Here is a 26,065-nt window from a genome sequence, read left to right as displayed (position 1 = left end):
AGAGCGCCTTCCCAGCTCACGCCACCGATGCCCGGAAAACGCCTGGGAGATGCGCGGAGTCCGCTCTGGGAGACGGTAACGGATCGTCGTTCACTGGTCACACACCGCTCGGTGGTTGAGGGATCCTCCGGGCGGCTCACTGAGGCACAGTCGCGCCGTGGCCCACGGCCCGCTGCTGCCCCGCCCGAGAGGAGCGACCGCGTGACGATTTCCGAACCACCCCGCAGGAAGCCTGGCACCAGCGGCCGTACGGGCACGCCACCGGAGCCCCGGCCGGGTGCCCCGAGCCGGGCTCTGCGGAAACGGGCGGCCATCGGCTGGGAGAAGTTCATGCGCCGCGGTGAGACCCAGCAGGAGACGGAAGCGTGAACCCGGCCTGTCCCGACGGCTACGAGCAGCACCCACTCCTCAACATGATCGTCCGCGACATCGCCTCTCGCGGGGAGGGTGTTCTCGTCGCTGTCACGCACGATCTCCACAGCCACGGCACGGTCCGGGTCGCACGCATCCGGCCCGCGTCCGGGGTCGAGTGGACGACCGCAGCCGACAACATCCACCCTCTCGCTTCCGAGGCGGTGTCCGCACATCGCCGTCCGCACCCTGCCGACGCGGGCGGCTTCCCGCACCAATCCTTTTCACCCCGAGGAGAGTCTCATGACCAGCTCCGCTGAACTCACCAACCCCATGCGGCCGTGGGGCGCGGGCCGACTCACGCCCTACCCAACGACCATCCGCCGCCCCCACACCACGGTCGTCATCGACCCCACGACCCAACTCGGCGTATTCCACAACAGCGCCGGTGAGGTGGTCGAGATGGGCAAGCACGGCACCAGCTCCGGCACCGAGACCTCCACGACGACGAACTCGGACTCCCGGAACGACCAGGGTCACGACCAGGACAGCAACCAGGACTGATGACCATGACCGAGGAAAAACCGGTTCTGGTGGCCACCGAGGCGGACGACATCACCGCCGACATGGTGATCACCGAACTCAACCGGCGGGATGTTCCGGTGGTCCGGTTCAACCCCGCCGACATCGGCGAGGATCTCACGGTCTCGGCTCGGTTCGGCCCCTGCCCGGCCTCTGCGGTCGGGCAGGTGCGCACCCCGTCAAGGACCGCCGACCTCGCCCGCGTCCGAGCGGTGTACTGGCGACGCCCGGAATGGCCCACGTTCCCCCACTTGTCTCCGGACGACTCCCGATTCGCCGCCGCGCAGGTCCGCTACGGGCTCGGGGGCACGCTTTATGCCCTGAACGGCCCGCTCTGGGTCAACCACCCGTTGCGCATTGCGGCGGCCGACTACAAGCCCGGTCAACTAGCCCTCGCTCAGCAACTCGGCTTCACCGTCCCGCCCACTCTCGTCACCAACGACTCGGCCGTAGCACGCGAGTTCATCCGCACTCAGGGAGAGGTGATCTTCAAAACGCTGCGGTGGACCCCGTACGCGCGTGACGGCGTGCCGGTAACCGGATGGGCTACTCCGGTCACCGCCGACGAGATCGACGACAGTGTTCGTGTCACCCCGCACCTGTTCCAGGCGCGGGTGGACAAGGTCGCCGACGTTCGGGCCCTGATCGTGGGCCGGCACACGTTTGCCGTACGCATCGACTCCGACCTGCTGGACTGGCGCAAGGACTACAGCGCCCTGACGTACACCGTCGAGCACCTCCCCCATCGCGTGGACAAGGCACTGCATGCCTATCTGAACCGACTGGAGCTGGTATCGGGGAGCTTCGACCTCGCGGTGGACCGGGCGGGCGATTACTGGTGGCTGGAGCTGAACCCCAACGGGCAGTGGGGCTGGCTGGAGGCCGAGACCGGCCTACCGATGTCCGCAGCCTTTGCCGACCTACTCATGCAAGGAGACCGCCGATGACTGACTCCGCGTCCGAGCGGCGTCGCATGGCCGCGCTGCTCACGTGCAAGGGCGCCCTGAAGTCTCCCTGGTTGCGCGCAGCCGTGGAGACCGTTCCCCGCGAGCACTTTCTCCACCCCGGGGTCTTCCTCAACGAGGGGCGGAGCTGGCGGCCGGTCACCGCCCTCGGCACCGATCCGGAGGACTGGCTGAAGATCGTATACAGCCTCGACACCCTCACCACACAACTCGACGGCCACCTCACCGCCGAACAGACCTGCGAACCCGTCACGGGCGTGCCCACGTCGTCCTCCACCGACCCGACGACGGTCGTCAACATGATCGAAGCCCTGGACCTCACCGCCGAACACCGCGCCCTGGAGATCGGCACGGGCACCGGCTATTCCACGGCCCTGATGTGCCACTACCTCGGCGAGGACAACGTCACCACGGTCGAGGTCGACCCGCAGGTGGCGGCACGCGCCGATGCCGCCCTGGAAACCGTCGGCTATTCCACGTGGACGGTGACGGGCGACGGACTCCTCGGCCATCCGCGCCGGGCGCCCTATGACAGGGTCATCTCCACCTGCGCGGTCCGCCGCATCCCGTACACGTGGGTCCGGCAGACCAGGCCCGGCGGCATCGTTCTCAGCACGGTCGGCTCCTGGCCTTGGGGAACCGGTCTGGCGAAGCTCACCGTCGGCGATGACGGTACCGCCGAGGGCGCGATCATCGGACGCTCCTCCTTCATGCAGGCGCGAGCCCAGGCAATGACACCTTTGGCCGGGGACCTCTCCGCCCGCGCCGCCTACGCGGACGATGACCGGCCCGCGCTGGTGTCCCCTCTGATCCTGGAGGAGTGGGTGCCCGCCTTCCTCGCTCAGCTCGCCGCACCGGGAGTGCAGCTGGTTTGCGTCACCCGCAGCGACGACGCACCGTCGCGGTACCTCTTCGACCCCGAGCGGGAGTCGTTCGCCGAGTTCATCGCCGACGGCGAGAGCTGGACCGTACGCCAGGGCGGCCCCGTGGCTCTGTGGGACGACATCGAGCGCTCCCTTGTCGCCTGGCAAAACGCCGGGGAACCGGACATCGACGCCATTCGGCTTCGAGTGACGACCGCGTCCCACCTGTACTGGATCGACCAGAGCCCGTCACTGCGCTGGGAACACCGGCTCTCCTGAGCCACTACCCTCCGAGGAATGGACGATGAACCCCTGTCCCAGTGGGCCGAGCGCCGTGACGCGAGGATCGGGCAGCTCCGTGCCGTACCTCTCGTGAGCGGTGACGGTCCGAGGGGATCACATCTGCACCCCGACGCTCCACGGGCGATCCAGCGGTGGAACGGGCACCTGTGGGAGCCGCATGGCTTCGCGGCGAATCTCGCGGAGGCGCGGCGCCTCCTGTTTCCGCAGACCGAGGCCGCCACGGCCCCGCCGACGGCGCCGAGGCTCGGTCCAGGGACCGGCAGACATCGGAAGCCTCAGGCGCCCCGATAGCCACGAGATACCCCGAGATAGCCCCGACGAAGTCAGCGCTCCTACGAGGCGTGGCTGCCTCGCCGACTGCTCTCATGGCTGCGTTCGCTGCCGTGAGGTCCGGTTCGAGCCGGTGCGGAACGGGGTGGGATCGAGACACCCACCGCTCCCCGCGGAATAGCCCATGACCTGCAATTATGCTTGTCAAGTGCCCTGAAGGGCAGACGAGTCGGGCTGTACGCCGGGGAGAGTCACCACGTCGCTATGACCAGCACAAACGTCCAGGAAGGGCGCTTTGATGGCTACCTTGTTGGCTACGTAACGAGTGGCCCAGCGCCGTCCGGACGGTACCCGCCCCCAGCTTGGTGACGGACGCTCTTGTGATGGGTAGGTCAGACCGGCAGGTTCCAGGAGCGGCCGTCGGGTGTTCCGAGCCACACGCGTTGGGTGCCGTCCAAGTCCACGGTCAGGCCGAGGTCCGAGTGTGGGGGTGAGCTCGCGTCCTGCCAGATGGTGAGAGCGTCTTCCACCTGATCCCAGAGGCGAAGAGGGCCGTGCTGGTGCACGGTCCAGCCGTCTCCGGCCGGTTCGGTCCACGCCTGTGACCCGGTGGCGACGTCCACGAGGATCACGCCCGTGCCGGTGGTCATGAGTTCGGCGGACGGTGCGGCGAGCTGAGCGAGGAACTGCCCGGTCCAGTCTTCCAGGAGTGCGGGGTTCACGCGGGTGGCGCGGGTGTGACCGGGATGCTGCTGGAAGGTGGGTCGGGGTGGGCGTTCGTGGGGACGGGCGAGCATGTAGCTGATCTGGTCGGGTTGGAAACGACCGGTGGCGGTGGCGTCGTCCTGGACGGTGAGGCGGACGAGTCCGGAGGCGAGCATCCATCCGCTGATGGTGGTGGTGATGGTTCCGCCTGCGCGTACTTGGTACAGCCAGGCTGGGGGGATGTGGCGGACGGCGCAGGTGGCCACGATGTGGTCGTATTCGGCGTCGTCCTTGTGTCCGGCGAGGCCGTCGCCGGTGATCAGGGTGGGGTGATATCCGGCGGCGTGGATGTGGTCGGCCGCCGCGGCGGCCAGGCCCGGGTCGTACTCGATGGAATACACGTTTTTGTCGCCGAGGCGGCTGCACAGGATGGCGGTGGAATAGCCGGTGCCGGTGCCGATCTCCAGCACCTTGTGACCCTCGCTGATCCCGGCGACGTCGAGCATGCGCACGATCAGGGAGGGCAGCGTGCTGGACGAGGTGGGGCGGCCGGTGACGGGCCCGGTGGCGTCGACGGCGGTGGTGCCGTCGACCTGGGTGACCCAGGTGGTGTCTTGGTAGATAAGCCTCAGCCACTCTTCGGGATCGGTCTGCTCGCGGTGCACGGGGTTCCACTGGCAGCCGTCGAATTGGAACAGTCCTTGCTCAGGAAGAGCTCGCGCGGCACCGTTTCGAGGGCTGTGCGCCATGCCGGGTCGTCCACAGGGACGGCGGCGGCGAGTTGACGGCGCAGGCTGGCGGGGTCGGTCATGCGGGGGCTCCATGCTGTAGGCGGTCGACGATGGCGTGCTTGATGGGTGCAGTGATGTGGTCGGGGAACCAAGCCCATTGACCGTTGGGGTTGCACTCATACCAGTGCCAGACGCCATCACGGTCCAGACCGAAGTCGAAGGCGCCGAAGCTGAGTCCCGAAAGTATCGAGGTAGGCGCGCACTCCTTTGACGATGGCCGGGGGGACGGGCACGGAGGTGTAGTCGAGCCGGTCGTAATGGCGGCGCCAGTCCACGCCAGGTGAACCGTCGATACGGACGGCGGTGAGGTGGTCGTCAACGGCGGTGAGGCGGATGTCGGCGGACTTGCTGACGCGCTGCTGAAACAGGTGCGCGGTGTGCCGTAGACGGCTGTCGATCTGGCATGGGGTGACGTCCTCGATCCACACGGTCAGTGCGCGGCCGGTGTCGTCGGTGTACTCGGTTTCCCTGAGCGGCTTGTAGATGACCGGCCCGTGTTCGGCGATGAAGGTGCGGGCGCGCTCGGGGTCGTTGGTGATGAGCGTGGGTGGCACGGTGAAGCCGCAGACGGCAGCCGTGGCCAGTTGTGCCGGCTTGTACTCGGCGTCCCGGTTGCGCCAGGGGTGGTTCAGGTAGTAGGCACCGGGGAGAGCGGCGAGAATGCCGCCGAGCCCGTAGCGGGCTTCCTCGACGGCCCATCGGCCGGTCTGACCGTCCATGGCGAGGTCGGCGGTGTACGGGGTGGGCCGCCGCCAGTACACCGAGCGGACGTTCCCCAGGTCGACGTTCCGGGACGCGGTGGTGAGAGTGCCGCCGGTCCCGGTGTCGGCGAAGGTGCCGGACAGGGTCACCTCGCGGGGGAAGTCGCCGGGGTCCAGGCGGACCACTGGCACGCGACGCTGGTTCAGTTCGGTGATCACTTCATCCGCAGTCTCGTCGTCCAGGCGCGTGACGACGAGGACGGGCGGCCCACCCACAGCCATCAGTCAGAGTCCCCGTTCTGGTCGCTGCCCTGATCCGGAGTGCCGTCCAGGCTGGTCTTCGTGCTCGTCTCCTGCGACGTCTCCGACCGCTTGTGCTTGGCCTGCGCCGTCAGCGGTGCGCCGTCGGGGCCGGCCCACGCGGGAACCTGCGTGTGCGGGTCGAGGACGGGCCGGGCGGCGGAGAGGACGGCCGCAGTCGGGTAGGGCCGCATGCGTCCGAGTCCCCGGCTTGACCTGATCCATTGACGTCAAGGGCTGTTGCATGACTCTCCTCGTCTCTCAGGTGATCCGACAGTGGCAGCCGCCGCCCGGGGCTTCCGGACGGCGAGAAGGGCTCAGCCGGAGCAGCTGGAGTGAACGGGCGTTGTGCCCCGGACGGGGTAGTTGGGCGACCCGCCCACGGGATGGGGCGGGCGGCTGTTGCTGTCCGCTCAAGACTGCGCACACCGGTGGGGGATGGCGGTGGGGGCGGTCTGGTACGGAGAGAGCCGGTGCGCGCGGCTCCTTGCCGGTAACGGAGTACGCAGTCGGGGCAGAGTTCGTGCTGACCTCGTCGGAGACCATGGACACCACCAGCCCGAGCCCGAGGGCGAATCTCCCAGGAGTCCGCTGCCGACGGTCACCCCGTCGGCTTCCAGCATGCGCCGGCGTTTGGTCATGGGTCGCCGGCCTCGATAGCGATCTCGGCCCAGACCCGCTTGCCCCAGGGAAGGAGATCGGTTCCCCAGCGGTCGGAGAGGGCGTCGACCAGGAGGAGGCCACGGCCGCCCATGGCGTCTGGTCCAACGATGTTCAGCTTGGGCATGCGGCGGGACTGGTCGACCACAGCGACACGAAGCCGGTCGGGGCGCGGCCGCTCGGCGATCACCCGGACGCTGTAAGAGTGACCGTGGCGGACTGCGTTGGTGACGATTTCGGAGATCAGGAGCGTGCCTGTCTCTGCGGCGCCCTGGTCCATGCCCCACTCCGCGCATGCCTCGCGGACTATCTGACGCGCCACCGGAACACTGGCGGCCTCGTTCGCGAGGGTGGCGCTCTGGCGCGGGTATTGCCCCGGACTCACTCGCTCGTTGGTCATGGTCATCGTTACGCCTTGGTCTGGATGGCTTGTGAAGCCCCGCCCGAGTGCCTCGGGGGAGAAGCCTGCGGGCGGCGCGGCGCCGAGGTGCGTCCACGGGTGCGCCTCCCCGGCGGGTGACTGTCAGTCAACGCCTGGAGCAGAGGATGAGGAGACTCCACAACGTGACTCCAACACGGAGTCGCATGGGTTGTGTTGGCCTAGCATCGGTTCCATTCGCTACCCGGGGGAGTTGCAGATGGACCGTCTGTCACCCGACCTGCGTGAGGTTGTCGCCGGTCTGCTCGGGGATGAACGCCTCATCACCGCGTGCGCCGAGCGGGACATGGGCGCGGTGTTCCGGATGGTCAATGCGCGCGGTGTCAGTACGCGGCGCATCGCTGCCGCCGTCGACATCACGCAGGGACGGCTGTACGACTACATGAACGGCAAGAGCCGGGTGGAGAAACTGACCCTGTTCGAGCAGATCTCCGACGCCTTCCACATCCCTGGCCACCTGCTGGGGCTGGCTCGGCGCTCGTGGGAGCCCACGCCGGCGACCGCCAAGTACGAGCGGACGGACCGGCCGCCGCCGGACGGTGACGACCTGGTGGCGATGGATCATTTCCGCAGCGCTGACCGGCAGAGCGGTGGCGGCAGGTTGTACGGGGCGGTCGTCCGGCACCTGTCGGACCGGGTGGCGCCTCGGCTGGTCGACATCGGCAGCGGTCCCCAGGTGTTCGCCGCCGCAGCCGCGCTGACCGAGATGGCGGGCTGGATGGCTCACGACTCCGGTCATGATGACCGCGCGGCCCAGCACTTCGCCCGCGCCCTCCCCCTGGCGCGCACCTCTGGTGACCTCCCGTTGGCCGCGCACGTCGCAGCGAGCAGCAGCCACCTCGCCCTTGAAACCGGGGATGCGGCCGGGGCTGTCGGCTGGGCGCGGACCGGCCTCGAACTGGCCACGCAGGGGCCTCGGATTCCCGCGCTGACGGCGCGGCTGCACACCATGCAGGCGCGTGCGCTGGCGGTCGCGGCTCAGCGCACCCCGGCCGCCCACGCGCTGGAGGCCGCGCACCGTGACCTGGAGGCACCCGCTGCTGATCACCCGTGGCTGAGCCCGTTCGACGCCGCCGCGCTGGCCAGCGAGTCAGCTCTGATCCTGCGCGACCTGGAGCAGTACGACGAGGCGCTGTCGCACGCCGAACAAGCTGTTGCGCTGAGCGAGGCGGGACGGGCGCGGTCCCTGGCTCTCAGCCGGATCAGCCTGGTGGACATCCACGTGCGCCGGGGTGACCTGGACGCCGCGGTGAGCGTCGGCCACGACCTGCTCAGTACGAGTCCGACCCTCGGGTCGGTCCGGGTGGTGCTGCAGCTCGACGGCCTACGCCGGCGGTTGGAGCCGCACCAGGGGTACCGGCCGGTCCGGGAGTACCTGGCTCGGTTCGATGATGCACGCCGCGCCAGAATGCTCCTGTTGGCTGATTTGATCACGCCGTCTTCGGGAGGCTCCACCGCATGAGGCCCACGGTACCCGACCCCGCCGACACCGACGCGTGGAACGCGTACCTCGCGGAGGGCAACGCCAAGCAGGCACGCAAGCGCGTGGCGGCCGACGTGCTGCTGCGGGACCCGTGCGGCCGTGTGCTCCTGGTGAACCCCACCTACAAACCGGGATGGGATCTACCCGGCGGGATGGCGGAGGCCAACGAGCCGCCGGAGGACACGGCACGCCGTGAACTGATGGAGGAACTAGGCCTACGCGTCACCCTGCTCGGGCTGCTGGTGGTGGACTGGGTGGCCCCGCACGGCCCCTGGGACGACCAGCTCGCGTTCATCTTCGACGGCGGCACGCTGGACGAGGACCAGGCCGACCGGCTACGCCCACGAGACGACGAGCTGTCCGAAGCCGCCTTCGTCACGGCCGTCGAAGCCGCCGGCCGCCTCCGGGACCGCGTCCGGCGCCGGTTCGAACACGCCTTGCAGGCACTGGACGCGGGACGGCCGCTGTACCTCCGCGACGGGGCGTCCCTCATGTGAGACAGGAGCACCGCCGCAAAGTGCGCATGCCTCGGTCAGATGCGTCATCGGTAACAGGTCCGTCGAACAGCCGGGTTCCTACCCGGCTCCCACCGGTATAAGCCGCTTCGCAGGGCCCACACCCGATAGGACCCGAAGCGCGTCCGAGGCTTCCCAACCCGCTGCCATCACCTTGCGGCCACGCCTCGCACCAGCCAGTTACCCGACATGCCTGTCCGTCTATCTGCCAGTTAGACAGGCCGGACGATACACGAGCCCGCATTCGCCCCGGAACGACCTGGATAGTTCGTCCGGCGAAAAAACAGGACTAACCCTGCGGAAAGTACAGGAAACGACAGACGAGTCGGGCTGTACGCCGGGTTCTCCAGAAGCACCCTGCTGACCTGGCGGCTTTATGGGGCGAACCGGCTGTGACCTGCTAGGACGGGTGCAGAGGCGATCGGAGGCAGACAGAGGAAAACGCTCTGCTTCGACCCCGGATCGACCCGGGTCGCTCGGAGGCAGCCAGAGGCAACCCCTCTGTCCCCGCCGTCTGAGCGGCCCGGGAGTCCGGAGTCGGACCAGACCGACGACTCCGACACCTCGATGACGAGGCCGGTCAAGGCCAGGTAGTACGGTGTCGGTTGAGGGCGTGCCTGTGCCTCCTTGCGGACCATGTCGGTGACGGAGTCGCGTAGGTCTGTCAGATGATGCAGGGCCGCCCAGGCGGTATGGCCAGGTACGAGATGTACGCCTTCGCCTTTGCGTCCGTGATGACTAACGGGGTTCAGGAGCCGCGTCGGCCGGCGGCAGCGCGGATCAGCCCGTCCAGCCAAGAGAGCTTTCCACGCGTCGCACCTGATTGGATTCGTGATGCATCACCCACGCCCCTCCCCTGCCGCCTGTCCTTCAACCTCATGATTCAGGCTGGAACACAGCGGTCAGAACTTTCAAGGTGCTCCATGACGAGCTGGTGCGCACGCCAGCCGTGAGCTGACTTGGGAGGGACATCCAAGTGGTGCATGCTCAACCCATATGCGGAGCAGAGACGTTCGAGTTCGCGTTGGTACGAATTGACTTGATCGACGTCCGGCCCGGACTCTGTTCTGTCCTCCCATTGGCGAACCCAAGGGATCAGTTCCTGGACGCCCGCGAGCAAAGGGGTCATCTCGCGCACATTCCGGCGCGCCTGCTGCAACATGCCGATCAGATAGAGCAGTACGCGAACACGCTCCGTATCGCTCCAGCCGGACCAGCCGACCAGCAGATTGTCACCTTCAGCGGCGACACCTGGATACGAGATGAAGCGTTCCCGGGGGATGTCCAGGCTTCCACGAAGCAACCAATAAGAGGAACTCCTGAAGTCTGCGGCGCTGTATTTCGGCGGGACGGGGATACCCAGTGCCTCACCTGTCCTGTCCTCGCTGCGCTGGAGTTGCCACGCCTGCTCCCACTGGGCACGTTTACGCAGTCCTGACTCCTTGTATCTCAGCGCCGACGCATAAGGCACACACGCATCGGCCAGGATCGCCGCCAGCACATCATGAAGTGTCGCTTCCCGCCTCCCAAGATGGTCGGCCGCATAGACCGCAGCCACGGCAAGCACCGCCGCATCGGCACCGAGAATCCGTGCGAGCTGGTCGATCGTCCGCGTACGCGGGTGCCTGACCCCGCCCCTGTTCTCGAACCAGAGGCGCTCGTCCTCGCAACGGTCGAGCAACCAGGCACGCAGCGCTCGCTCCTCGCGTCGTTCCCATGGCTCGGACGACCACCGCCGCTTGTACTCCGGGCGCTCAACGGCGGCGATCACCAGATGGGACTTGATGGCGTCGATTCTGGCTCGCACGGCTTTCTTGTATGCAGTCGGCCAGTGCTGCGGAATCTCAGTGATCGGTGTGGCATTGTGCCTCTCGAACCAAGAATTCTTTACTTACCACGAGTCCGAAGCCTCGCCAGCGGCGATTTTGCGTGCCAGCACAATCTCAAAGGCACGTTCACCCGGCCGCAGCGGGGGCGGCGCAACATCAGGGCGAGTTGTCAGGCGGGCCCGGTCACCGTCGGACAACAATCCGTAGGAGCCGTAGACTTCCCAGTCCAGCTCCTCCTGAAGGGCGATCATCTGACCGCTCATCTGTTCATTAGCAGCTCTCGCCGCGTCCAAAGCATCTCGGACGGACCGATGTTCTCGGGCGCAGACAGCGCTCGGCTCATGGGCATCAAGCCGCTGGGCCAGGCCATGCAGTTCACCCGCACGGATGAATGGAGCGCTACTCGGCAACGGAAGTCGTGCCAAAGACGCCGCGGGGAACCGGTAGGCCTGGGCCCACTCCTCGCCTGGCGGAGAAGTACCCGGTCCTGCGGCCCCGATGGAAGAACCGGTTTGCTTCAACCAGAAGCAGACCGTCGACGAGTTGAGCACTCCCAGCAGCGCGATGTACTCGTCCTTTGCTGCCGTGGGTGCGAGTCGCAGCACGGGCGCGGTCCTGTTGAGTACCCGCCCGTCGTTCTCCAGGACAAAGTGGTTGTGCGTGGCCACCGATGCGAATGCGATCACCGGCTCCCGGCGGGCCTCGCGAGACCAAGATCTCCAGGTCCACCAGGGACCAGCCCCATCCTTGGACGTCCCCCGAGCACCGGAAGCCGCCCGGAGAATCTGTCGCATCGCCCAGAGGTGCCGCCCCCACGAGGCGTTGAGATCTAGTGGAAGGGGAGAACCGTCTCCGTCGTAAGGAGCCAGTACGTCCGTCGCTACTCCGGCACGCCAGTCCCGTACCGTCTCACCAGTGACCATGGCTCGGGCCAGTCCGGCCGAGTCCGGGTGCTGTGCGAACCAAGGCCGACCGAGGGCGAAGACTGCTGCCTGCCCCAGGTCCGCGCCACCGCCGACGCGGCCGGCGAGGACGTCCGACAGTGTCTGGGGGGCCCGCGAGAGAAGATCCATCAGCTCCGCGCCTCCACCACCCGTCATCGTCCATGGGAAGCGGGAGAAGCGGCGCTGGGGTTCGTCCTGGACACTCACCCATTCCGAGGTGCTGCCGGGCTGGTCGATCTGGTCGACGATCGACTTCCACACGATCCCCTCGGCCGGATCCGTCGGCAGCGTCGGCTCACCATGCACGCCGAGAACCGACCGCACACGGGTGTCACGCATGGTCGGATCGTTCCGGCCCACCAGGATCAAAGTCGGGGTCCCGTGGCCCGGCGCGTAGACGCCCGAGGTGTCGATGACATGCGTCAACGCGACGCTTGGAAAAAACTTGTCGATCAGCTTCTCGCCGAAGCCCCGCTGTGCGAAGGAACTGGACGTGTACTGACCGACGTAACCGCCCGGCGTTCTCTCGGTCTTCCTCACTGCCAGTTGGAACATGCGCTGCGTGAAGAGGATCGAGAGTGGAAACATTCCGGAGGCCACGTCATAGGCCTCCCGGTACATGGCGCTTTTCGCCTTGTCAGGCACAAGAATATTGGGCGGCTCCGAGATCACCACATGGTAGGAGTTCCGACCCAACAGATCACATGTCCCGGAGAACTCATGGACGTCGTTGACCTGTCCAGCGCCGTCCTCCTCCCCCTCCGCCAGAAGCATCAACGACGCCCCACCAGGTGCAGCACGCCCGTCCAGCAGAGCGTCACCCACCGCCACATTGATCAGATGCCCAGGCAGCTGAGTCAGCGCTCTACAACCGCTTGCCCGCGCGGCTGCCATCAGTAGCCTGAACCGCGTGATACTCACAGCGAACGGGTTGACGTCACAGCCGTGGACGGAGTCCAGGGTTCTACCGATCAGCTCGTGATCCGGAGTTCCGGGCTCCTTCGCTCGCCAGGCGCCCAGGAGCCGCTCGAAGAGCCCCAGCAAAAACGTTCCTGATCCACAAGCGGGATCGATCCCGCGAAAGCCTGGGGCCCCAAATTCCGCGATAGCCGGATCGGCGGCCAGATCGAGAACGAAGTCCACGATGAATTCACGTGTTCGAATGAGCGCGTAGGCTCTTCTCGATGCCTCGCTAATGTCCTGATAGAGGACCTCAGTCGGATCAGGCCCGGCGAGGCTCTGTCACATCTGCGCTTCCCTCACCGCACCGCGGACTTCCGCAACGCGGTGGTCCGCGCTCGCCGCTCGAACGCTCCCTACATCTCTACGTCTCTCGAGACCGGTGACGCAGTCGTCAGCATCCATGCCGACGGCAGCCGCAGAGGCCAGCCCCGCCCGACGCCCGCAAGCCGAGCACCGCAGACCATGCTCTCCACGATCAACCGCAACGACGATCCGACCATCCTGGCAGCCAGACGGGAAATGCAGTCCTGGCGCCGCCTGGCTCTCGAACCCTCCGCACTGCGTACCTCCGACCGCTATACAGACCCCAGCGAGATGCAGCCCGACGGCCTGCATCTGCCGCGGAGCCTGGACCGGATCGCTCGGGAGAAGTCTCCGGATGACCCCGCTCGGATCTACTCGCGGGTCGCAGGGCGTCTGTCGGACCTGTCGGGACTGCATGTCAAGACGCTGCACGTCGAGGCGGACGACACGCGTGAGCTGCTGACGATCAAGCTCCACGAGATCGACGGCATGGTGTTGCCGGCCCGCAGTCTGTCGGAGGGAACCCTGCGCTTCCTCGCTCTGTGCGTCCTGTTGGAGGATCCGCAGGCGCACGGTCTGCTCTGCATGGAGGAACCGGAGAACGGCATCCACCCGGCCAACCTCTCGGCGATGGTCGACCTGGTACGCGATCTGGCAGTGGATCCCTTCCTGCCGGTGGACGAGGACAACCCCTTCCGACAGGTTCTGATCAACACTCACTCGCCGGGCGTCGTACAGCTCGTCGATTCGGCAGATCTCTTGATCGCCGACACCACCATGGTTCCGGGCGTCGGAGGCAAGACAGCGCGTGCTCTGCGGCTGCGCCCCTTGGCCGACACCTGGCGCGCCGGCGGCGCGGGAAAGGGCTACGGCACCAAGGCCGACATTCTTGCGTACCTCACGGCCCCGCCAGAGGCCCGACTGACACTCAAGGACCCCTCGTGACCGTTCGTGCCCTCTATCTCTGTGAAGGATCCAGCGACACGGGCCTGCGCTTTCACATCGAGGCGATTGCAGCGGACATGGGCAGGGAAATTCTTGTGACGGTCCCCGAGCTGGACCGCCTTCCGAACAAGCCCGGTCACTCGGTGGTGGACAAGCTACGAGCCGCGCAGCAGCTGAGCGATGGAGGACATGCGTACGACCTCGTCGTCATCCATCGTGACTCGGACCGCGAACCGCCGGACCGCCGCCGCCGGGAAATCGCGGATACGGTGGCCGCGGTGAGCCCCGGCCTGGCGCATGTCGCGGTGATCCCCGTACGGATGCTGGAGGCGTGGCTGCTGCTCGACCAGTCAGCGATCCGCGAAGTGGCGGGCAACCCCAACGGCAAGATGGCACTCGACCTCCCCAAGCCGGCACGAGCGGAGTCGGTGGCGGATCCTAAGGCCCTGCTCAGGCAAGCGATCGCCACGGCCAGCGGAGAGAAGGGGCGAGGTCTGCAGAAGCTGCAGACTCGCTTCTCGGCGAACCGTGCGCGGCTGCTGCAGATGCTGGATCGCGAAGGGCCCGTCAAGCACCTTACGTCCTGGCAGTCGTTCACGGACGACCTGCGCAAGGTGCTGGAGGGCAGTCACTGGCCTCTCGACGTCATGTGCGCTCCGCGTCTTCGGACAAGCAGCGGACCACGTACGTCATGTGCTGAACGTTGCCGACCTTGTTCCACGTGCCGGCGTTGCCCGTGCCCTTGGAACCCGTCGTCCGGGCGCATTGCCGATACCAGAGATCGCCCTTGCTCGCCCCCTCTCCCCGGAAATCCGGGGATTCGGTGATCCAGCGAGCCGCCTCCCGCGTGACGCCGGTTTCGCCCCGCTTCCCGGCCCAGAACCTGGCGAGCAAGAAGGACCGTGCCGTCGTGTACCGGAGCAGTCCAAACGGCGACCGGTCGCCGTCGTCCGCCGCCCTGCTGAGGTTACGGGCGGGCAGGGTCCCGTAATCGCCGTAACGGACGGCCTCCGCATAGGACCGCCCGCTCGCGCGTATCTCGTACCACGTTTCCCAGTCTATGCGATCGGCGTCGCCCCGGTCCCGTTCCAACAGCCCGTCGATGTCGTCCGGGAAGCCGCCGGCCAACGCGGCGACCGTGCGCCATGAGGTGAGGGGGACCAGCGCGTCGAGTGCGCGCAGTGCTTCTTTGCCTGCGTCAGGGCGGCCCGGGCGCACAGCCTGGAGGTCGAGGAGGAGGTCCACTCGCACCTCGGGATCCGTCCGGGCCAGCAGAGCCGCGGTGCGTTCGGCGAGTCCGTCGTTCCAGGTGTTGGGCAGTCGTATGCGTATGCCGAGACCGTTGCCGCCCTCGCGGGCACTGTGCGCGGCCACGGTCTGGTGGGAGGCGGGGCGGTCCGGATCGGTGACCGGCCGGAGCGCGGTATGGGACCAGTAAAAGGGCAGCAGGTTCACGTACGGAGTCTTATCGAGCTCGGCGTACGGGGCGTCCAGCCATGCCCACGTGTACTTCTGTACGGCTGCGACGCGCCCGACCTCCTTGTCCACCGCCTGCTGGAGTTCGTCGGCGTCCGCTGCTGTCATGACCGGCTGTGTCCACAGGGGAGCCATTTGGTCGCGGGTCCACTGGGCGAGGTCCTTGACCGCGGCCACAGCGTGTGGACGTACGGGTAGGACAGGGACGTACAACGGTCCGGACATGGCGGCCCCCTCCACACTGCCCCGCTGTGGTCTGGGGCCAGGGTGAGCTGGAGCAACGCACGCCGAAAGGGCGCAATCCGGTCACCGACTTTCTCGCCGCGCTGTTTTCAGACCGTTTCGGTCTCCCAGCGCGCCGGTTGCGACAGGACGGCGAGGGCCCCGTCCGGGTCGGCGATCCGAGAGGCGAGCACTCGTGTGGCGAGATCTTCGGGAAGGGCCGCGGAGAACTTGAGGCCGCGTACTGCAACCGTGGAGACCTGCGGAAGATGCTCCTTGCGCGGCTGACGCCGGGCTTGCGCCCACTCCTCATGGGTGAGGTCGCGGCGGAGTCGCACATAGGCGTCCGCGGGCCGCTGCAGCGGATCGACCGCACCGGCCAGCCACGCAGCGAGGGTGGCATTGGCGCGGAAACCGGCCCAGGTCCACCACCGTACGTCGCGTCCGTGGCGGGTGATCAGCGTCATCTCCGGGTGCGTGAACCGGCCCTCCGTCTCCCGTAACTCGGCGACGGCGGCCTGCGCGCGCCGGGTGAGACGTACCTCGGGGTCCGCACCGAGCAGCACCTCACGCAGGGCCTGGGCCAGCTCGTATGACAAGCCTCGAATGCTGCCGGACTGCCATTTGGCGACGCCGCCCGACTCGGCTGCCTCCACGAAGACCCGCTGCCGACGCCAGTCCACGTACGTCACCTGCCAGCTTCGTCCGGCGAGCAGCAGCCGCAGCGGCCCCTCGTGCTCCTCGACGAGCAGCGCCGGGTCCGTGTGCCCGATCTCCGAGCGCCCGTGCAACACCGTGAACTGGGGCGGCGCGGTGAACGACGCGGTGAGGTCCATGAAGTGACGCCTGCCGAAGCGCTTCTCGGCCTGTTCGCCGATGAAGTAGATGCCGCTGTCCTGTTCCAGGAAGCCCTCGGTGAGGAGGTGGTCGAGGACGGGGCGGGCGGTGGCGTCGAACGGGGCGAGGCCGTTCCACTCGTCCTGCCAGTCGGCGGCGGGCAGTTTGTGGCGCTGGAGGGTCACGGCGAGCAACTGCTGGGCGACGAGGTGCTGCGGTCCGGGCGGTGCGGTGACGGGCTCCACCCAGTGCCGGCCCCACAGGAGGAGCAACCCGGCCGCCTGGAGGAGGCTCTCGTGGGACGTGGTGAGGAAGAGGCAGTTGCGGGTGCTGTCCAGGCGTCGCCCGGTGCGGCCGAGGCGTTGCAGGAAAGAAGCGACGGTGGCGGGAGAGTCGATCTGAATCACCCGGTCAAGGTCGCCGACGTCGATTCCGAGTTCGAGGGTGGAGGTGGCGACGATCACGCAGTCGCGGGCCTGCGCGAAGGCTTCCTCGGAGCGATGGCGTTCGACCGCCGAGAGGGAGGAGTGCGAGAGGAAAACGGTCACACCGCGCGCCCGCAGCGCTTGACCGAGCTCCTCGACCTGGCGGCGGGACTCGCAGAAGACGAGCCGCTTCTCGCCCCGGTGGAGGGCGGAGATGACGGTGGCGGCGTTCGGCAGGGAGCCGACGTAGTCCAACTCGATGTCTCCTGGCGGTGGTCCGCCGCTTTCCCGCCGGGCCACCGCAGCCGACGGCGACGGGTGGAAGTCGACGCCAGGGGCGACAACGCTGCCGGGCCGGTGACCGTGTCCGGAGCCCTGGAGCCAAGCGAGGAGCTGCTCCGGGTTACCGACGGTGGCCGACAGTCCGATGCGCTGCAATGACCGGCCGGTCAGCCGCTGGAGGCGTTCCAGGACCGCCAGCAGATGCCAGCCCCGGTCGTCGCCGGCGAAGGCGTGCACCTCGTCCACTACGACCGTCTGCACTCCACCGAGCAGCAGGGCGTGGTCGGTCTTGACGCTGATGAGCTGCGCTTCGAGGGACTCCGGCGTGGTGAGGAGGATGTCGGGCGGCTCGCGGCGCAAGCGCCGTCGTTCCGCCTCGGCCGTGTCGCCGTGCCAGAGCGCCGCCGTGCGCCCGAGCCACTGGGCGTAGGTGTGCAGGCGGGGCTGGAGGTTGTTCAGGAGGGCGCGCAGTGGCGTGAGGTAGAGAACCGAGGTACCGGACCAGCCGTTCCGGGCCATGGCGGTGAGGAGGGGGAAGGCGGCTGCCTCGGTTTTGCCGCCGGCTGTCGGCGCGAGCAGGACCGCATCCTCGCCGTCGAGCAGTGGCCCGATCGCCGCGGACTGCAGGGGTCTGAGGCCCGGCCAGCCGAGGCTGTTGACGATGTGGTGGAGGACGACCGGATCCAACCGGTCGATGGGGTCCGTGCCCGTCGCCGCGCCCTCGCTCACAGGTCGAGCTCCACCTCGTCGGCCGACGTCGCCGAGGCCGCCGTGATGGTGGCCGCATGGCGTTCGGCGTCGGTGAGTTCGGTGCGGTCGACGGTGAGGCGGTAGTGGACGCGCGGATCGAAGTCGGGGAACTGGTCGATGCGGTCGAGGACGTCAACGACCAGCTTCTTGAGGTAGAGGCGAGGAGCGACGCCGACCTTGCCACCCAGAGCACCGCCGACCGCGCGGGCCAGGTCGGCGACGTAAGCGTCGTCGGCGACCGAGAGCAGCCGTCCGGGGTCGGTGCTCCCCGCCGCGTACACGTCCCGGATCTTCCGGCCCAGCTCGGTCAACGAATTCAACTGGAAGCCCGGGAGCCGGAGTTGCACCGCTCGCGGGTTGTCGAAGCGGGGATCGGTGGAGAAGTCGGTGGCGAGGCGCTGGGCAAGCGGGGCGAGGCGCTGTACACCCTGGGGGCCGTCGTAGAAGGCCGGAGTACCGGTGATCACCAGGTAGAGGCCGGGGAACCGGCCGGAGTGGACTTCGTCGATGAGCTGCCGCAAGGCGTTGAGCGCTTTGTCGCGGGCGTCGGAGCGCACCCGCTGCAGGGTCTCCACTTCGTCGAGGACAAGGAGGAGCCCGGGGTGCCCGCTGTCGCGCAGTACGGCCAGGAGTCCCTGGAGGAAACCGAGGGCCCCGAAGTGGTCGAGGTCGCCGCGAACCCCCGCGGCACGTTTGGCGGCGGCGGCCACGTGCGGTTCGCCGCCGAGCCAGGCGAGGACGGCCGCGGCAGTGGCCTCGTCACCCGCTCCCAGCGCCGAGTGGTAGCCGCGTAGGGCGGCGGCAAATCCCGGTGCGTCCCGGGAGACCTCCGAGAGACGGTCGTCGAGGAGCCTGGCCACGGCGGCTTCGAGCCGGGAGTCGTCGGCGCCCTCGGCCAGGGCGTCCTCTTCGAGCGCGTAGAACCATGCGTCGACGACAGGACGGAGTGCCGACGGCGGAAAGCTCGCGGTGGCCAGGCGCTCGGTGGCCCGTCGGTAGACGGTCTCCAACCGGTGCAGGGGCGTCTCGGTCTCGGACACCTGAACCTCGGCGACCGCGAAGCCACGCCGCTTGGCACGCTCGCCGAGCCAGCGGGCGAAGAACGTCTTACCGCTGCCGTATTCGCCGCGCACGGCCTTGAAGGCAGAGCCGCCGCCTATGACGGCGTCCAGTTCAGCGTCCACGGCCGCCTCGAACCGGTCGAGGCCGGTGGCCAGGAGATCGAGACCGCTGTCGGGCACGGCTCCACGTCGCAGCGCGTCGACGACGGCCCGCCGCCGCGCGGGCGACACCGCACCGGCGGGAGCAGGGGATGCGGAAGAGGACGGCTGATCACTCACTTTGCCAGTTTCCCACGGTCACCGCCCGCCCGGCTCCGGTCTCCGGGGACAGGGCGGGCGGCACGGCGCCGCGGTTGCTCCTCACAGCCGGAACTGGGTTTTCAGCAGCGGCACGTTGAGGCGGAGGGTGCGGTTGTCCGGCAGGATTTCCAGAACCTGCTCACCGTCGTGGTTGAGGAGCTGACGCAGTACGGCGGCGAAGCCCACGGCGCGTGCGGGCCGCTCTCCGGCTCGCTGAGCCAGCGCTGTGAAAGGCAGAGTCCCGGACTCGAGCAGCTCCTGCACAGCGGCGCGCACCTTCTCCAGGTCCAGCCTGCGGCCGACGAGCTCCACCTGGGCCTTGAAGACCTCCGAGTCGAGGAGCGTGTCCACGAGCGTGGTGGGTAGATCGGGCTCCGGAGCGGCCTCCACCTCCGCTGGCCGGTCCTGCCGCATTGGGACGTCGACGGCCTGCTCGGCGAACAGGCTCTCCTCCTGCGCGGCCGGCTTCGGCCTCGCCGGGCGGCGGCGTGCCAGAGCGGGCGCGGCGGCCGGTGCCGCAGCCGGAGCTGAAGCCGGGGCAGCCGGGCTCTCGGGCATGCGGTCGAGCGACCACCACTGGGGAGCCGGATCCCCCAGCTCCCGCCATCCCTCGGGAGGTGTGGCACCGAACGGCAGGTATGCCTGGAGCGGAATGGCGATCTCGGCGAGGGAGGCACCGCCGTGGTAGCCGGCCTTGCGTGCCGTGTAGCGGCTGTCGGCGTCCCACAGGGCTGTGACGGCTCCCCCGGGCTCCGGGGCGACCACGCGCGGTCCACGGAGCCGGATCTCCCGATCGTCCAACTCTCCTTCGTCGTACGGACGGTAGCGGTCCGCGGCGTCGGGCACGGACACGCGCCGGTCGCGCCGGTCTACGACGTGCCCGTGGTCGGAGAGCAACAGGACTGCCATACCTTCGGCAGCGGCGGTGTCGAGGAGTTCGCCGAGGAAGCCGACCTCGTCGACGGTCCACCGAGTGGCGCCGAGGCGCTGCTCCTTCGCGAGCCGGTCGTCGATGGTGTTCAGGACGACCGCGACATGGGTGCGCCCGTCGTGCAGGGCGGCTTCCAACGAGGCACTGAAGGGGCTGCCGGTGCGTTCCGCGCGCAGGTCGTCCTTGTGGAAAACGGCCGCCGCACGCCCGGAACCGGCGAACGGGTGCCGTGCGAAGAGCCGCTTCTCGTCGGCCTGGGTGCCGCGCAGCAGCCGTCCGGCGAACAGGCTGGTGCGGCTGACGGCGGTGACGCTGGGCAGCGCGGCGGCCACGGCCCTGCGCTGAGGCCGTCCCTCGGCCTCCGGGAAGGGGTCGTACTCGCTGAAGCGGTCGCGCAGCTCCTGCCCGAGCTCGGCGGCGATGGCGGCGGTCATACCGTCGACGACGACGATCAGCAGACGCCGCCGGTCCTTGCCCTGAACGGCCGGGGCGGCTACCCGATCGAGGAAGTCCTCCACGGTGAGGAGAGAGCCGGGCGCGCCACCGCTCTCCGTCCAGGCGGCCAGGCGCTGCGCGAAGGCCCGGTCCATCTCACGCCTGCGCTCGCGGACCTGTTCACCGAGACGGTCGTACGCGTCCCGCAGGACCGGGACGTCCTCGCCGCCCGCCTCTATCCGGTCGAGGGCGAAGTCGGCCCAGGCGGTGTCGGTGACCTGCAGCGTCAGCCACTCCTCGACCGACCGCAGCTGCTGCACTGGTACGGCCAGCCAGGCGGCGAGCCTCAGTGCCATACGGGCACGCTCGACGCGAGCTCGCCCCTCCGGGCGCGAGGCGAACCGATGCTCGCCCCATGCCTTTACCACCGATGAGATGCGGTCGAGGTCACCGGTGGCCAGGGCCGCGCCGGTGCGCGCCGCACTGGCCTCGAAGCCGGACGAGAGGAAGGGGCTCTCGGCCGCGGCCTCCTCGGCCCCGAACTGGTGGGCCAGCAACTCGGCGCGCTGCAGCAGGGGCGTCAGCGTGCGCCGGTCCTGCCTGGTGAGGAGCGTCTCCACGACCGCTTCAGTCACCGTGCCGTATCGGGCGAAGCGTGCATCGGACTCCTCGGGGGCCAGCCCTGCCTGGCCGCCGGCCCACAGCTCGGCCTTGCCGCGCGCCCGGTACACCTCCGGGCCCGGGGCGTCGGTGTGGGTCCACAGGGAGGCGGCGACCAGGCCGTACGCCAGTGCGTCGGTCCCGTGGCCTTGTCCGACCAGGCCGAAGAGGACGGCGGCGGCCGGCCCGCCCTGCCCCTCCTCGCAGAGGAAGTCGGCGAGACCGGCGCGTTCGGCGTCGCGGAGGGCGAGGAACTGTTCGGCGGCCCCGGGCCGCACAGCCCAGCGCAGCAGGGCGGGGAGATCGATGCGGTCGTCGGCGAGGCCTGGCGAGTCGTCCGCGCCGTCCGCGTACCGGCCGAGGCCGAGTCGGCGCTGGGCGAGCTGGGCAAGGGCGTGGTCGCGGGTGAGGACGCCGCCCGCGATCTTCGGCCAGCCGTCGAGCGGAGCCGCCTCGAGCAGCGCCTCGGCGGCCCAGCCTTCACCGCTTCGCTGCAGCCGGAGGTCGTAGGATCCGGCGCCGAAGGAGGTGCGGACCACTTCCCAGTTGTCCACGCTGCGGATGCCGCGCTTCCACACGCGGGCAAGCAGCCCGGAATCGAGCTCGGCTTCCTCGCGGTCAGTGAGCACGACCAGGACAGGGGGTGCGTCACCGGAACCGTCGAGGTGGCCGAGGATCTGCTCGTGCACGGCGAGCGGTGACGGGGCCGCGGCGACGGATGCCTGCCGCCCGCCGCCGTAGCCGAGGACGTTGGGCCCGTCCCACTCGGGGAGGGCGCGGAGCAGTACGACCTCACGGTTACGACCGTCCAGTCCCGACCTGGCGGCCAGGTACTGGGTGAGAAGCGAGGGAGTGAGCCGGGCGAGGCCGGCGGCAGTGGTAGCGACGGTCACTCGTCCACCACCTGCCACTTGATGTCGATCTCGGCCTCGGGGTTCTCCTCGACGAGTGCACGGATCTCGGCGGCGAACTCGGCCGCGGCGGTACGTGCCTTGGTGCGGCCGCCACCGGCCCGCCGTGCTCCACCACCGGCCGTGTGGGTGGACGGCACGGACGGCTCGGCGTCGTCCCCCTTCAGCGAGATGTCGTCGGCGCCGGAGGGACCGGCGGGCGGCTGCGGCTGGGGTGGGCCGGGCCGGTTGGCCCTCAGCAGGGCGATCACCTCGCGCCGTGCGGCCTCCAGGGCAGCGGCGAGGTCGTTGGTCTGCTGGTCACTGCGGGCGGCGGCCTTCAGCCGTTCCAGGACGGAGTGGCCTTCCGGGCCCTCCGTCTCGGCGAGGTCCAGGGTGTCCCAGTCGGCGTTGGCGAGCGCTGTGGCGACCTTCTTGGCCTGCACGAGCGAGGTGCCGTAGCGCAGCGGCGACACGCCCCGCAGGTCGAAGCCGGCGAGGGTTTCGACGGTGCGGCGGGCGGCTGCCGAGCCCGCCTCGGCGGTCTCCGCGAGCTGCTTGACGAGGGCCAGGGAGTGGCGGGCGAGGGCGAGCCGCCCTGCCGGGTCCGCCTCGTCGAGGCCGAGCCTGTTCTGCACGGCCTCCAGGCGGCGCACCAGTTCCCCGGCGTCCTCGGCGAGCGAGCGGGCCTGTTCGCGGACGGCGGTGGCGAACTGGTTGATGATCTGCCCGCGGTAGAGCCGGGACTTGGGCTTGTCCCCGAAGAGGGACTCGAAGCGGGATAGCGCCTCCTCCCAGTCGGACTCCGCAGGCCGCGGCTGGGTGCGCAGGGCGTCGCCGGGGCGGGCGGTGAAGGCGAGGGACACGTCCTGGACCGCGCCGCCACGTACCCAAACGCGGTCGTCGATCTCGGCGAAGGAGGCGATCACGAGCTGCCGGACCGTCTCGTGCAGGCCACGCGGCTCGGGCCGGTCCAGCCAGTCCGTCAGTCGCACGTACGTCAGGTCGTCGCCGGCGGGCAGGCGGTCGGCGCGAGCCTGGTCGGTGAAGAACTCCGTCCAGTACGAGGACAGTTCGAAGTACGCCTCGCCCATGGTGCCGAGCTTCAGCGGCTCGGCCAGCCGCCGCATCAGGTTGCGGTCACCGGACGGCACCTCGACACGCCGGTCGCGTGCCGCAGCGGCCTGCTTCACGAGGCCGTACACCTTCTTCGCGTCGGCTGTGGTGACCGCCCGGCCGGGGTTGTCCTGGTCGAGCACCGGGTGGGCCGGGAACTGGCGCTCCAGGAGGCGTGCGGCGATGACCCGGACGGCCTTGCTGAATGAGGCGCCGATCGGGAGCGACAGGCCGGGCACCGGGTACACGGGGTCGAGGTGGTCGTCGAAGCCGAGCTGGACCTCGCTCTCCTTCTTGTCCGCGAGCCCGTACGCCTGCTTGAACGCCTTCTCGGCCTCCCGCGTCAGGGTGTCACGCTGGGCTTCGAGCAACTGCCAGGCGCGTACCCGCTTGTCCTGGCCCAGGTGCTTGGCGAAGGTGCCGTGGAAGCGGTCTTCGTCGGAGAGGACGTTGTCGATGACGGTGAGCCGCCGGAAGCTGTCCCGCGCCTGCCGAGATAGGTGGGTGGGCAACCAGGCAAGGGTGCGGGCCGGCCCGTCGGGGCTTTCCTGATTCCGCAGTCCGTCGATGCGCATGGCGTCCTCGCGCGGACCGAACTCCCCGTCGTCGAATGGATAGTCGACGACGATCCGCCACAGGCCGTCGGTGGCCGGCTTCAGGCTCTGGTCACTGACGCGGTCCTTGTCACGGACGTTGGCGAAGGTCACCTCGACGGTGCGGGGCGAGCCCTTCCACACGAAGCTGAGCTCGTCGCCTACGCGCCCCTCACCCAAGTCGAACTGGCGGCGCAGGATCCGCTCGGCGAGGTCCCGCTGGAAACGGGTCTGGGTGTAGGTGTTCGCGTTGGCGAGGATCGAGTCGAGGTCGATGTCGGTCAGTTCGAGGAGCACGGAGGCCTTTGCTCCGGAACCGCTGACCTTGATCTCGGCGAACTGCCCGGCCCATTGGCTGAGCTTGCCTTCCAGGGCCTGCACCTCGCCGCCCTTGAACCGGCTCTTGATCGAGCCGTGGTTCAAGGCGAGCAGCCGCTCCACCGTGAGGTTCTGCAAGGACACCGCGCCGGGGGCGAGAGCGGACAGCAGCAGGGTGCGCATGATCCGGTCATCGCCGATGAACGCGCTCAGAGGGGGCCGGCGTTCAGCGGGCACCGACTCGGGGTCGGCCTCGTAGGCGACGGCCTCCTCATCGTTGACCTTGTGGGTGGTGAGCAGGTAAGGCCGCAGCTTGGTCTTGTACAGCCGCTCGGCCGACTCGAACACCACACGCGTCGCGTCCTGGAACGGCTTGTCGCCGCCCTTGCCCAAGTAGGGATAGAGATCACCGAGGCATACGAGGTCGCCCAGGCGCAGCCGGTTGCGCTGGTCGGCGAGGATTTCGCCCATGAGCTTCATGCCGGTGCGGTTGCGCTGCAGGGCTGAGGAGATCTGGACGAGGGCATCCATAAAGGCCGGGGTGAACGGATACGCCTTGCGCAACGGCTCCTCACCCGACCCGACCAGGGCCTGATCGTCACCGAGCCAAGTGTCGCGCACGGCACCGGGGTTGGCGGCGAGCAGCCGGTCAAGCCCGGCCTGCACCTCCTGCTCCGCCTCCTTCGAGCGGGGCTTGAGCAGGCGCTCGTGGGCGACCTCGGGAAGATTTCGGTCCTCCAGCTTGATGGACTCGATGCGGCCGGAGGCAAAGTTGAGGTTGTGCTGCATGGCCAGCTCGGCCGTGCCGTGCATCTCCTCGCCGGTGATCTCCCGCAGGTCGCGCTGCCGAGCGATGAAGGAGATGACGGGGATGGCGCGTCGGCTGTCGCCGCCCTCCACAAAGTTGGTGAACTTTCCCGACTCGCGCAAGGCCCGCTTCTCGTCCTGCATCATCATCGTCAGCCAGAGCATCAGCTCGTCGAGGAAGAGCACGAGCCCGTCGTAGTTGAGGGACTTGGCGTGCTCGGCGATGACGGACAGGCCCTCGTCGAGTGGGATGAAACCGTCGCCCTGGGCAGCGATCTTGCCGTACTGACGGGCGACGGTCCGCATCGCATCCTGGGTGAGGCGGGCACGGAGTTCGGCCGGGGTGGAGGGGTTCTCCAGGTCGAGACGGACGCTCTTGTCGTGGACCTCGGCAGCGTCCAGCGCGGCGCTGAGCCGCTCGGAGGTCCAGAAGGCGGCGGAGTTGCCCCACTCGTCGACCTCGCCCTCGGCGCCGGCGTTGAGCTGTGCGAGGAACTGCTCATCGCCGAAGTCCTGCCGCATGTCACGGAGTTGATCGAAGAGGGCGTCAGTACGGTAGACGCGCGGGGTGGGGGCGTCCTCGTGGTGCTTGGCCACCCAGTCGACGTAACCGCCGAGCACCCGGTGCTCCAGGCTCTCGGCGTTCAGCATGTGGTACGGCACGAGCAGGAACTTCTTGCCGCCCTCTCGCAGCCAGCCGAACTCCTGGTACAGAGGGTCGAACTCCTGCCGGGCGCGTGCCGCCGAGCTGTTTGAGAGCAGCGCATGCAATACAGCCATGAAGTGCGACTTACCGGCACCGAACGAGCCGTGCAGGTACGCGGCCTTGGAGCTCTGCGTCTCCAGCGCGGTCGAGATCAGACCGAGGGCCTCGCGGAAGTTCCCCAGCAACTCCCTGGTGACGACGTAGTCCTCCAGGGCCTTCCGGGAACCCTCCTCGGTGACCGCCTCCGCCAGCTTGAGCACATAGGAGGAGGTGGAGACCGATGACGGCAGGTCCATCAGGTCCTTGAGCAGCGGTGCCTGGCGCTCTCGGGCGGGGGCGGCCAT

Annotated in this window: 18 protein-coding genes; 7 read left to right on the top strand and 11 right to left on the bottom strand. The window is 68.6% G+C overall.

Annotation, left to right across the window (positions count from 1 at the left end; all coding sequences use genetic code 11):
- Positions 1-654 precede the first annotated feature (654 nt).
- From tgmA (AB0L74_RS01575) to AB0L74_RS01560, 4 genes are read left to right on the top strand one after another with little or no spacing between them, the layout of a single operon-like run.
- Positions 655-915: a putative ATP-grasp-modified RiPP gene (gene tgmA, locus AB0L74_RS01575; RefSeq protein ID WP_365644278.1), complete on the top strand. Its 261-nt coding sequence runs from the start codon at positions 655-657 to the stop codon at positions 913-915.
- A 5-nt stretch (positions 916-920) separates the two neighbouring features.
- A complete protein-coding gene (tgmB, locus tag AB0L74_RS01570; RefSeq protein WP_365644500.1) occupies positions 921-1,880 on the top strand; it encodes an ATP-grasp ribosomal peptide maturase in 960 nt (319 codons plus the stop codon).
- A complete protein-coding gene (gene tgmC, locus AB0L74_RS01565; protein ID WP_365644275.1) occupies positions 1,877-3,040 on the top strand; it encodes an ATP-grasp peptide maturase system methyltransferase in 1,164 nt (387 codons plus the stop codon). Before tgmB ends, tgmC (AB0L74_RS01565) begins: the two co-directional genes overlap by 4 nt.
- 18 nt (positions 3,041-3,058) lie before the next feature.
- A complete protein-coding gene (locus AB0L74_RS01560) occupies positions 3,059-3,355 on the top strand; it encodes a DUF6087 family protein (protein WP_365644272.1) in 297 nt (98 codons plus the stop codon).
- 371 nt (positions 3,356-3,726) lie between these two features.
- Here the strand turns inward: AB0L74_RS01560 and tgmC (AB0L74_RS01555) are convergent, their stop codons facing one another.
- From tgmC (AB0L74_RS01555) to AB0L74_RS01540, 4 genes are all read right to left on the bottom strand, one after another.
- Positions 3,727-4,704 (bottom strand): ATP-grasp peptide maturase system methyltransferase, encoded by a 978-nt coding sequence (gene tgmC, locus AB0L74_RS01555; RefSeq protein WP_365644269.1) that lies wholly within the window; start codon positions 4,702-4,704, stop codon positions 3,727-3,729.
- A 263-nt stretch (positions 4,705-4,967) separates the two neighbouring features.
- The gene (locus tag AB0L74_RS01550) at positions 4,968-5,813 is read right to left on the bottom strand and encodes an MvdC/MvdD family ATP grasp protein (protein WP_365644266.1); all 846 of its coding nucleotides are present in this window, start codon (positions 5,811-5,813) and stop codon (positions 4,968-4,970) included.
- The gene (gene tgmA, locus AB0L74_RS01545) at positions 5,813-6,025 is read right to left on the bottom strand and encodes a putative ATP-grasp-modified RiPP (RefSeq protein WP_365644264.1); all 213 of its coding nucleotides are present in this window, start codon (positions 6,023-6,025) and stop codon (positions 5,813-5,815) included. Before tgmA (AB0L74_RS01545) ends, AB0L74_RS01550 begins: the two co-directional genes overlap by 1 nt.
- A gap of 443 nt (positions 6,026-6,468) precedes the next feature.
- On the bottom strand, positions 6,469-6,897 hold the full coding sequence (locus AB0L74_RS01540) for an ATP-binding protein (RefSeq protein WP_365644261.1): 429 nt from the start codon (positions 6,895-6,897) through the stop codon (positions 6,469-6,471).
- 232 nt (positions 6,898-7,129) lie between these two features.
- Between AB0L74_RS01540 and AB0L74_RS01535 the strand changes: the two genes are divergently transcribed.
- Together AB0L74_RS01535 and AB0L74_RS01530 are read left to right on the top strand one after the other, a co-directional pair.
- Positions 7,130-8,392 (top strand): XRE family transcriptional regulator, encoded by a 1,263-nt coding sequence (locus AB0L74_RS01535; protein WP_365644258.1) that lies wholly within the window; start codon positions 7,130-7,132, stop codon positions 8,390-8,392.
- Positions 8,389-8,910, top strand: coding sequence for an NUDIX hydrolase (locus tag AB0L74_RS01530; RefSeq protein ID WP_365644256.1), 522 nt, complete (start codon positions 8,389-8,391; stop codon positions 8,908-8,910). The genes AB0L74_RS01535 and AB0L74_RS01530 overlap by 4 nt, the downstream gene beginning before the upstream one ends.
- Positions 8,911-9,811: 901 nt before the next feature.
- Here the strand turns inward: AB0L74_RS01530 and AB0L74_RS01525 are convergent.
- The gene (locus AB0L74_RS01525) at positions 9,812-10,735 is read right to left on the bottom strand and encodes a hypothetical protein (RefSeq protein ID WP_365644253.1); all 924 of its coding nucleotides are present in this window, start codon (positions 10,733-10,735) and stop codon (positions 9,812-9,814) included.
- Positions 10,736-10,819: 84 nt separating this feature from the next.
- Positions 10,820-12,865: a BREX-2 system adenine-specific DNA-methyltransferase PglX gene (pglX, locus tag AB0L74_RS01520; protein ID WP_365644497.1), complete on the bottom strand. Its 2,046-nt coding sequence runs from the start codon at positions 12,863-12,865 to the stop codon at positions 10,820-10,822.
- A gap of 261 nt (positions 12,866-13,126) precedes the next feature.
- Here pglX and AB0L74_RS01515 point away from each other — a divergent pair, with 261 nt between their 5' ends.
- Entirely contained in the window at positions 13,127-13,912 is a 786-nt protein-coding gene (locus tag AB0L74_RS01515) for an ATP-binding protein (RefSeq protein WP_365644250.1), read from the top strand.
- Positions 13,913-14,557: 645 nt separating this feature from the next.
- Here the strand turns inward: AB0L74_RS01515 and AB0L74_RS01510 are convergent.
- The 5 genes from AB0L74_RS01510 to AB0L74_RS01490 all read right to left on the bottom strand — a co-directional run bounded on the left by AB0L74_RS01510 (position 14,558) and on the right by AB0L74_RS01490 (position 26,065).
- Positions 14,558-15,613 (bottom strand): hypothetical protein, encoded by a 1,056-nt coding sequence (locus AB0L74_RS01510; RefSeq protein ID WP_365644494.1) that lies wholly within the window; start codon positions 15,611-15,613, stop codon positions 14,558-14,560.
- A 107-nt stretch (positions 15,614-15,720) separates the two neighbouring features.
- Positions 15,721-17,883, bottom strand: a complete 2,163-nt coding sequence (locus AB0L74_RS01505) for a DEAD/DEAH box helicase (RefSeq protein WP_365644247.1) — start codon at positions 17,881-17,883, stop codon at positions 15,721-15,723.
- Positions 17,880-19,244: a BREX system ATP-binding protein BrxD gene (brxD, locus tag AB0L74_RS01500; RefSeq protein WP_365644244.1), complete on the bottom strand. Its 1,365-nt coding sequence runs from the start codon at positions 19,242-19,244 to the stop codon at positions 17,880-17,882. The genes AB0L74_RS01505 and brxD overlap by 4 nt, the downstream gene beginning before the upstream one ends.
- Positions 19,245-19,325: 81 nt before the next feature.
- Positions 19,326-22,184, bottom strand: coding sequence for a BREX-2 system phosphatase PglZ (gene pglZ, locus AB0L74_RS01495; RefSeq protein WP_365644242.1), 2,859 nt, complete (start codon positions 22,182-22,184; stop codon positions 19,326-19,328).
- Positions 22,181-26,065 (bottom strand): phage resistance protein, encoded by a 3,885-nt coding sequence (locus tag AB0L74_RS01490; protein WP_365644239.1) that lies wholly within the window; start codon positions 26,063-26,065, stop codon positions 22,181-22,183. Before AB0L74_RS01490 ends, pglZ begins: the two co-directional genes overlap by 4 nt.

Origin of the sequence: Streptomyces sp. NPDC052020 (genome assembly GCF_040680575.1) — a bacterium.
Classification (GTDB): Bacteria; Actinomycetota; Actinomycetes; order Streptomycetales; family Streptomycetaceae; genus Streptomyces.
Note: the sequence above shows the minus strand (reverse complement) of the source record. Positions and strands in the feature narration are given on the sequence as shown.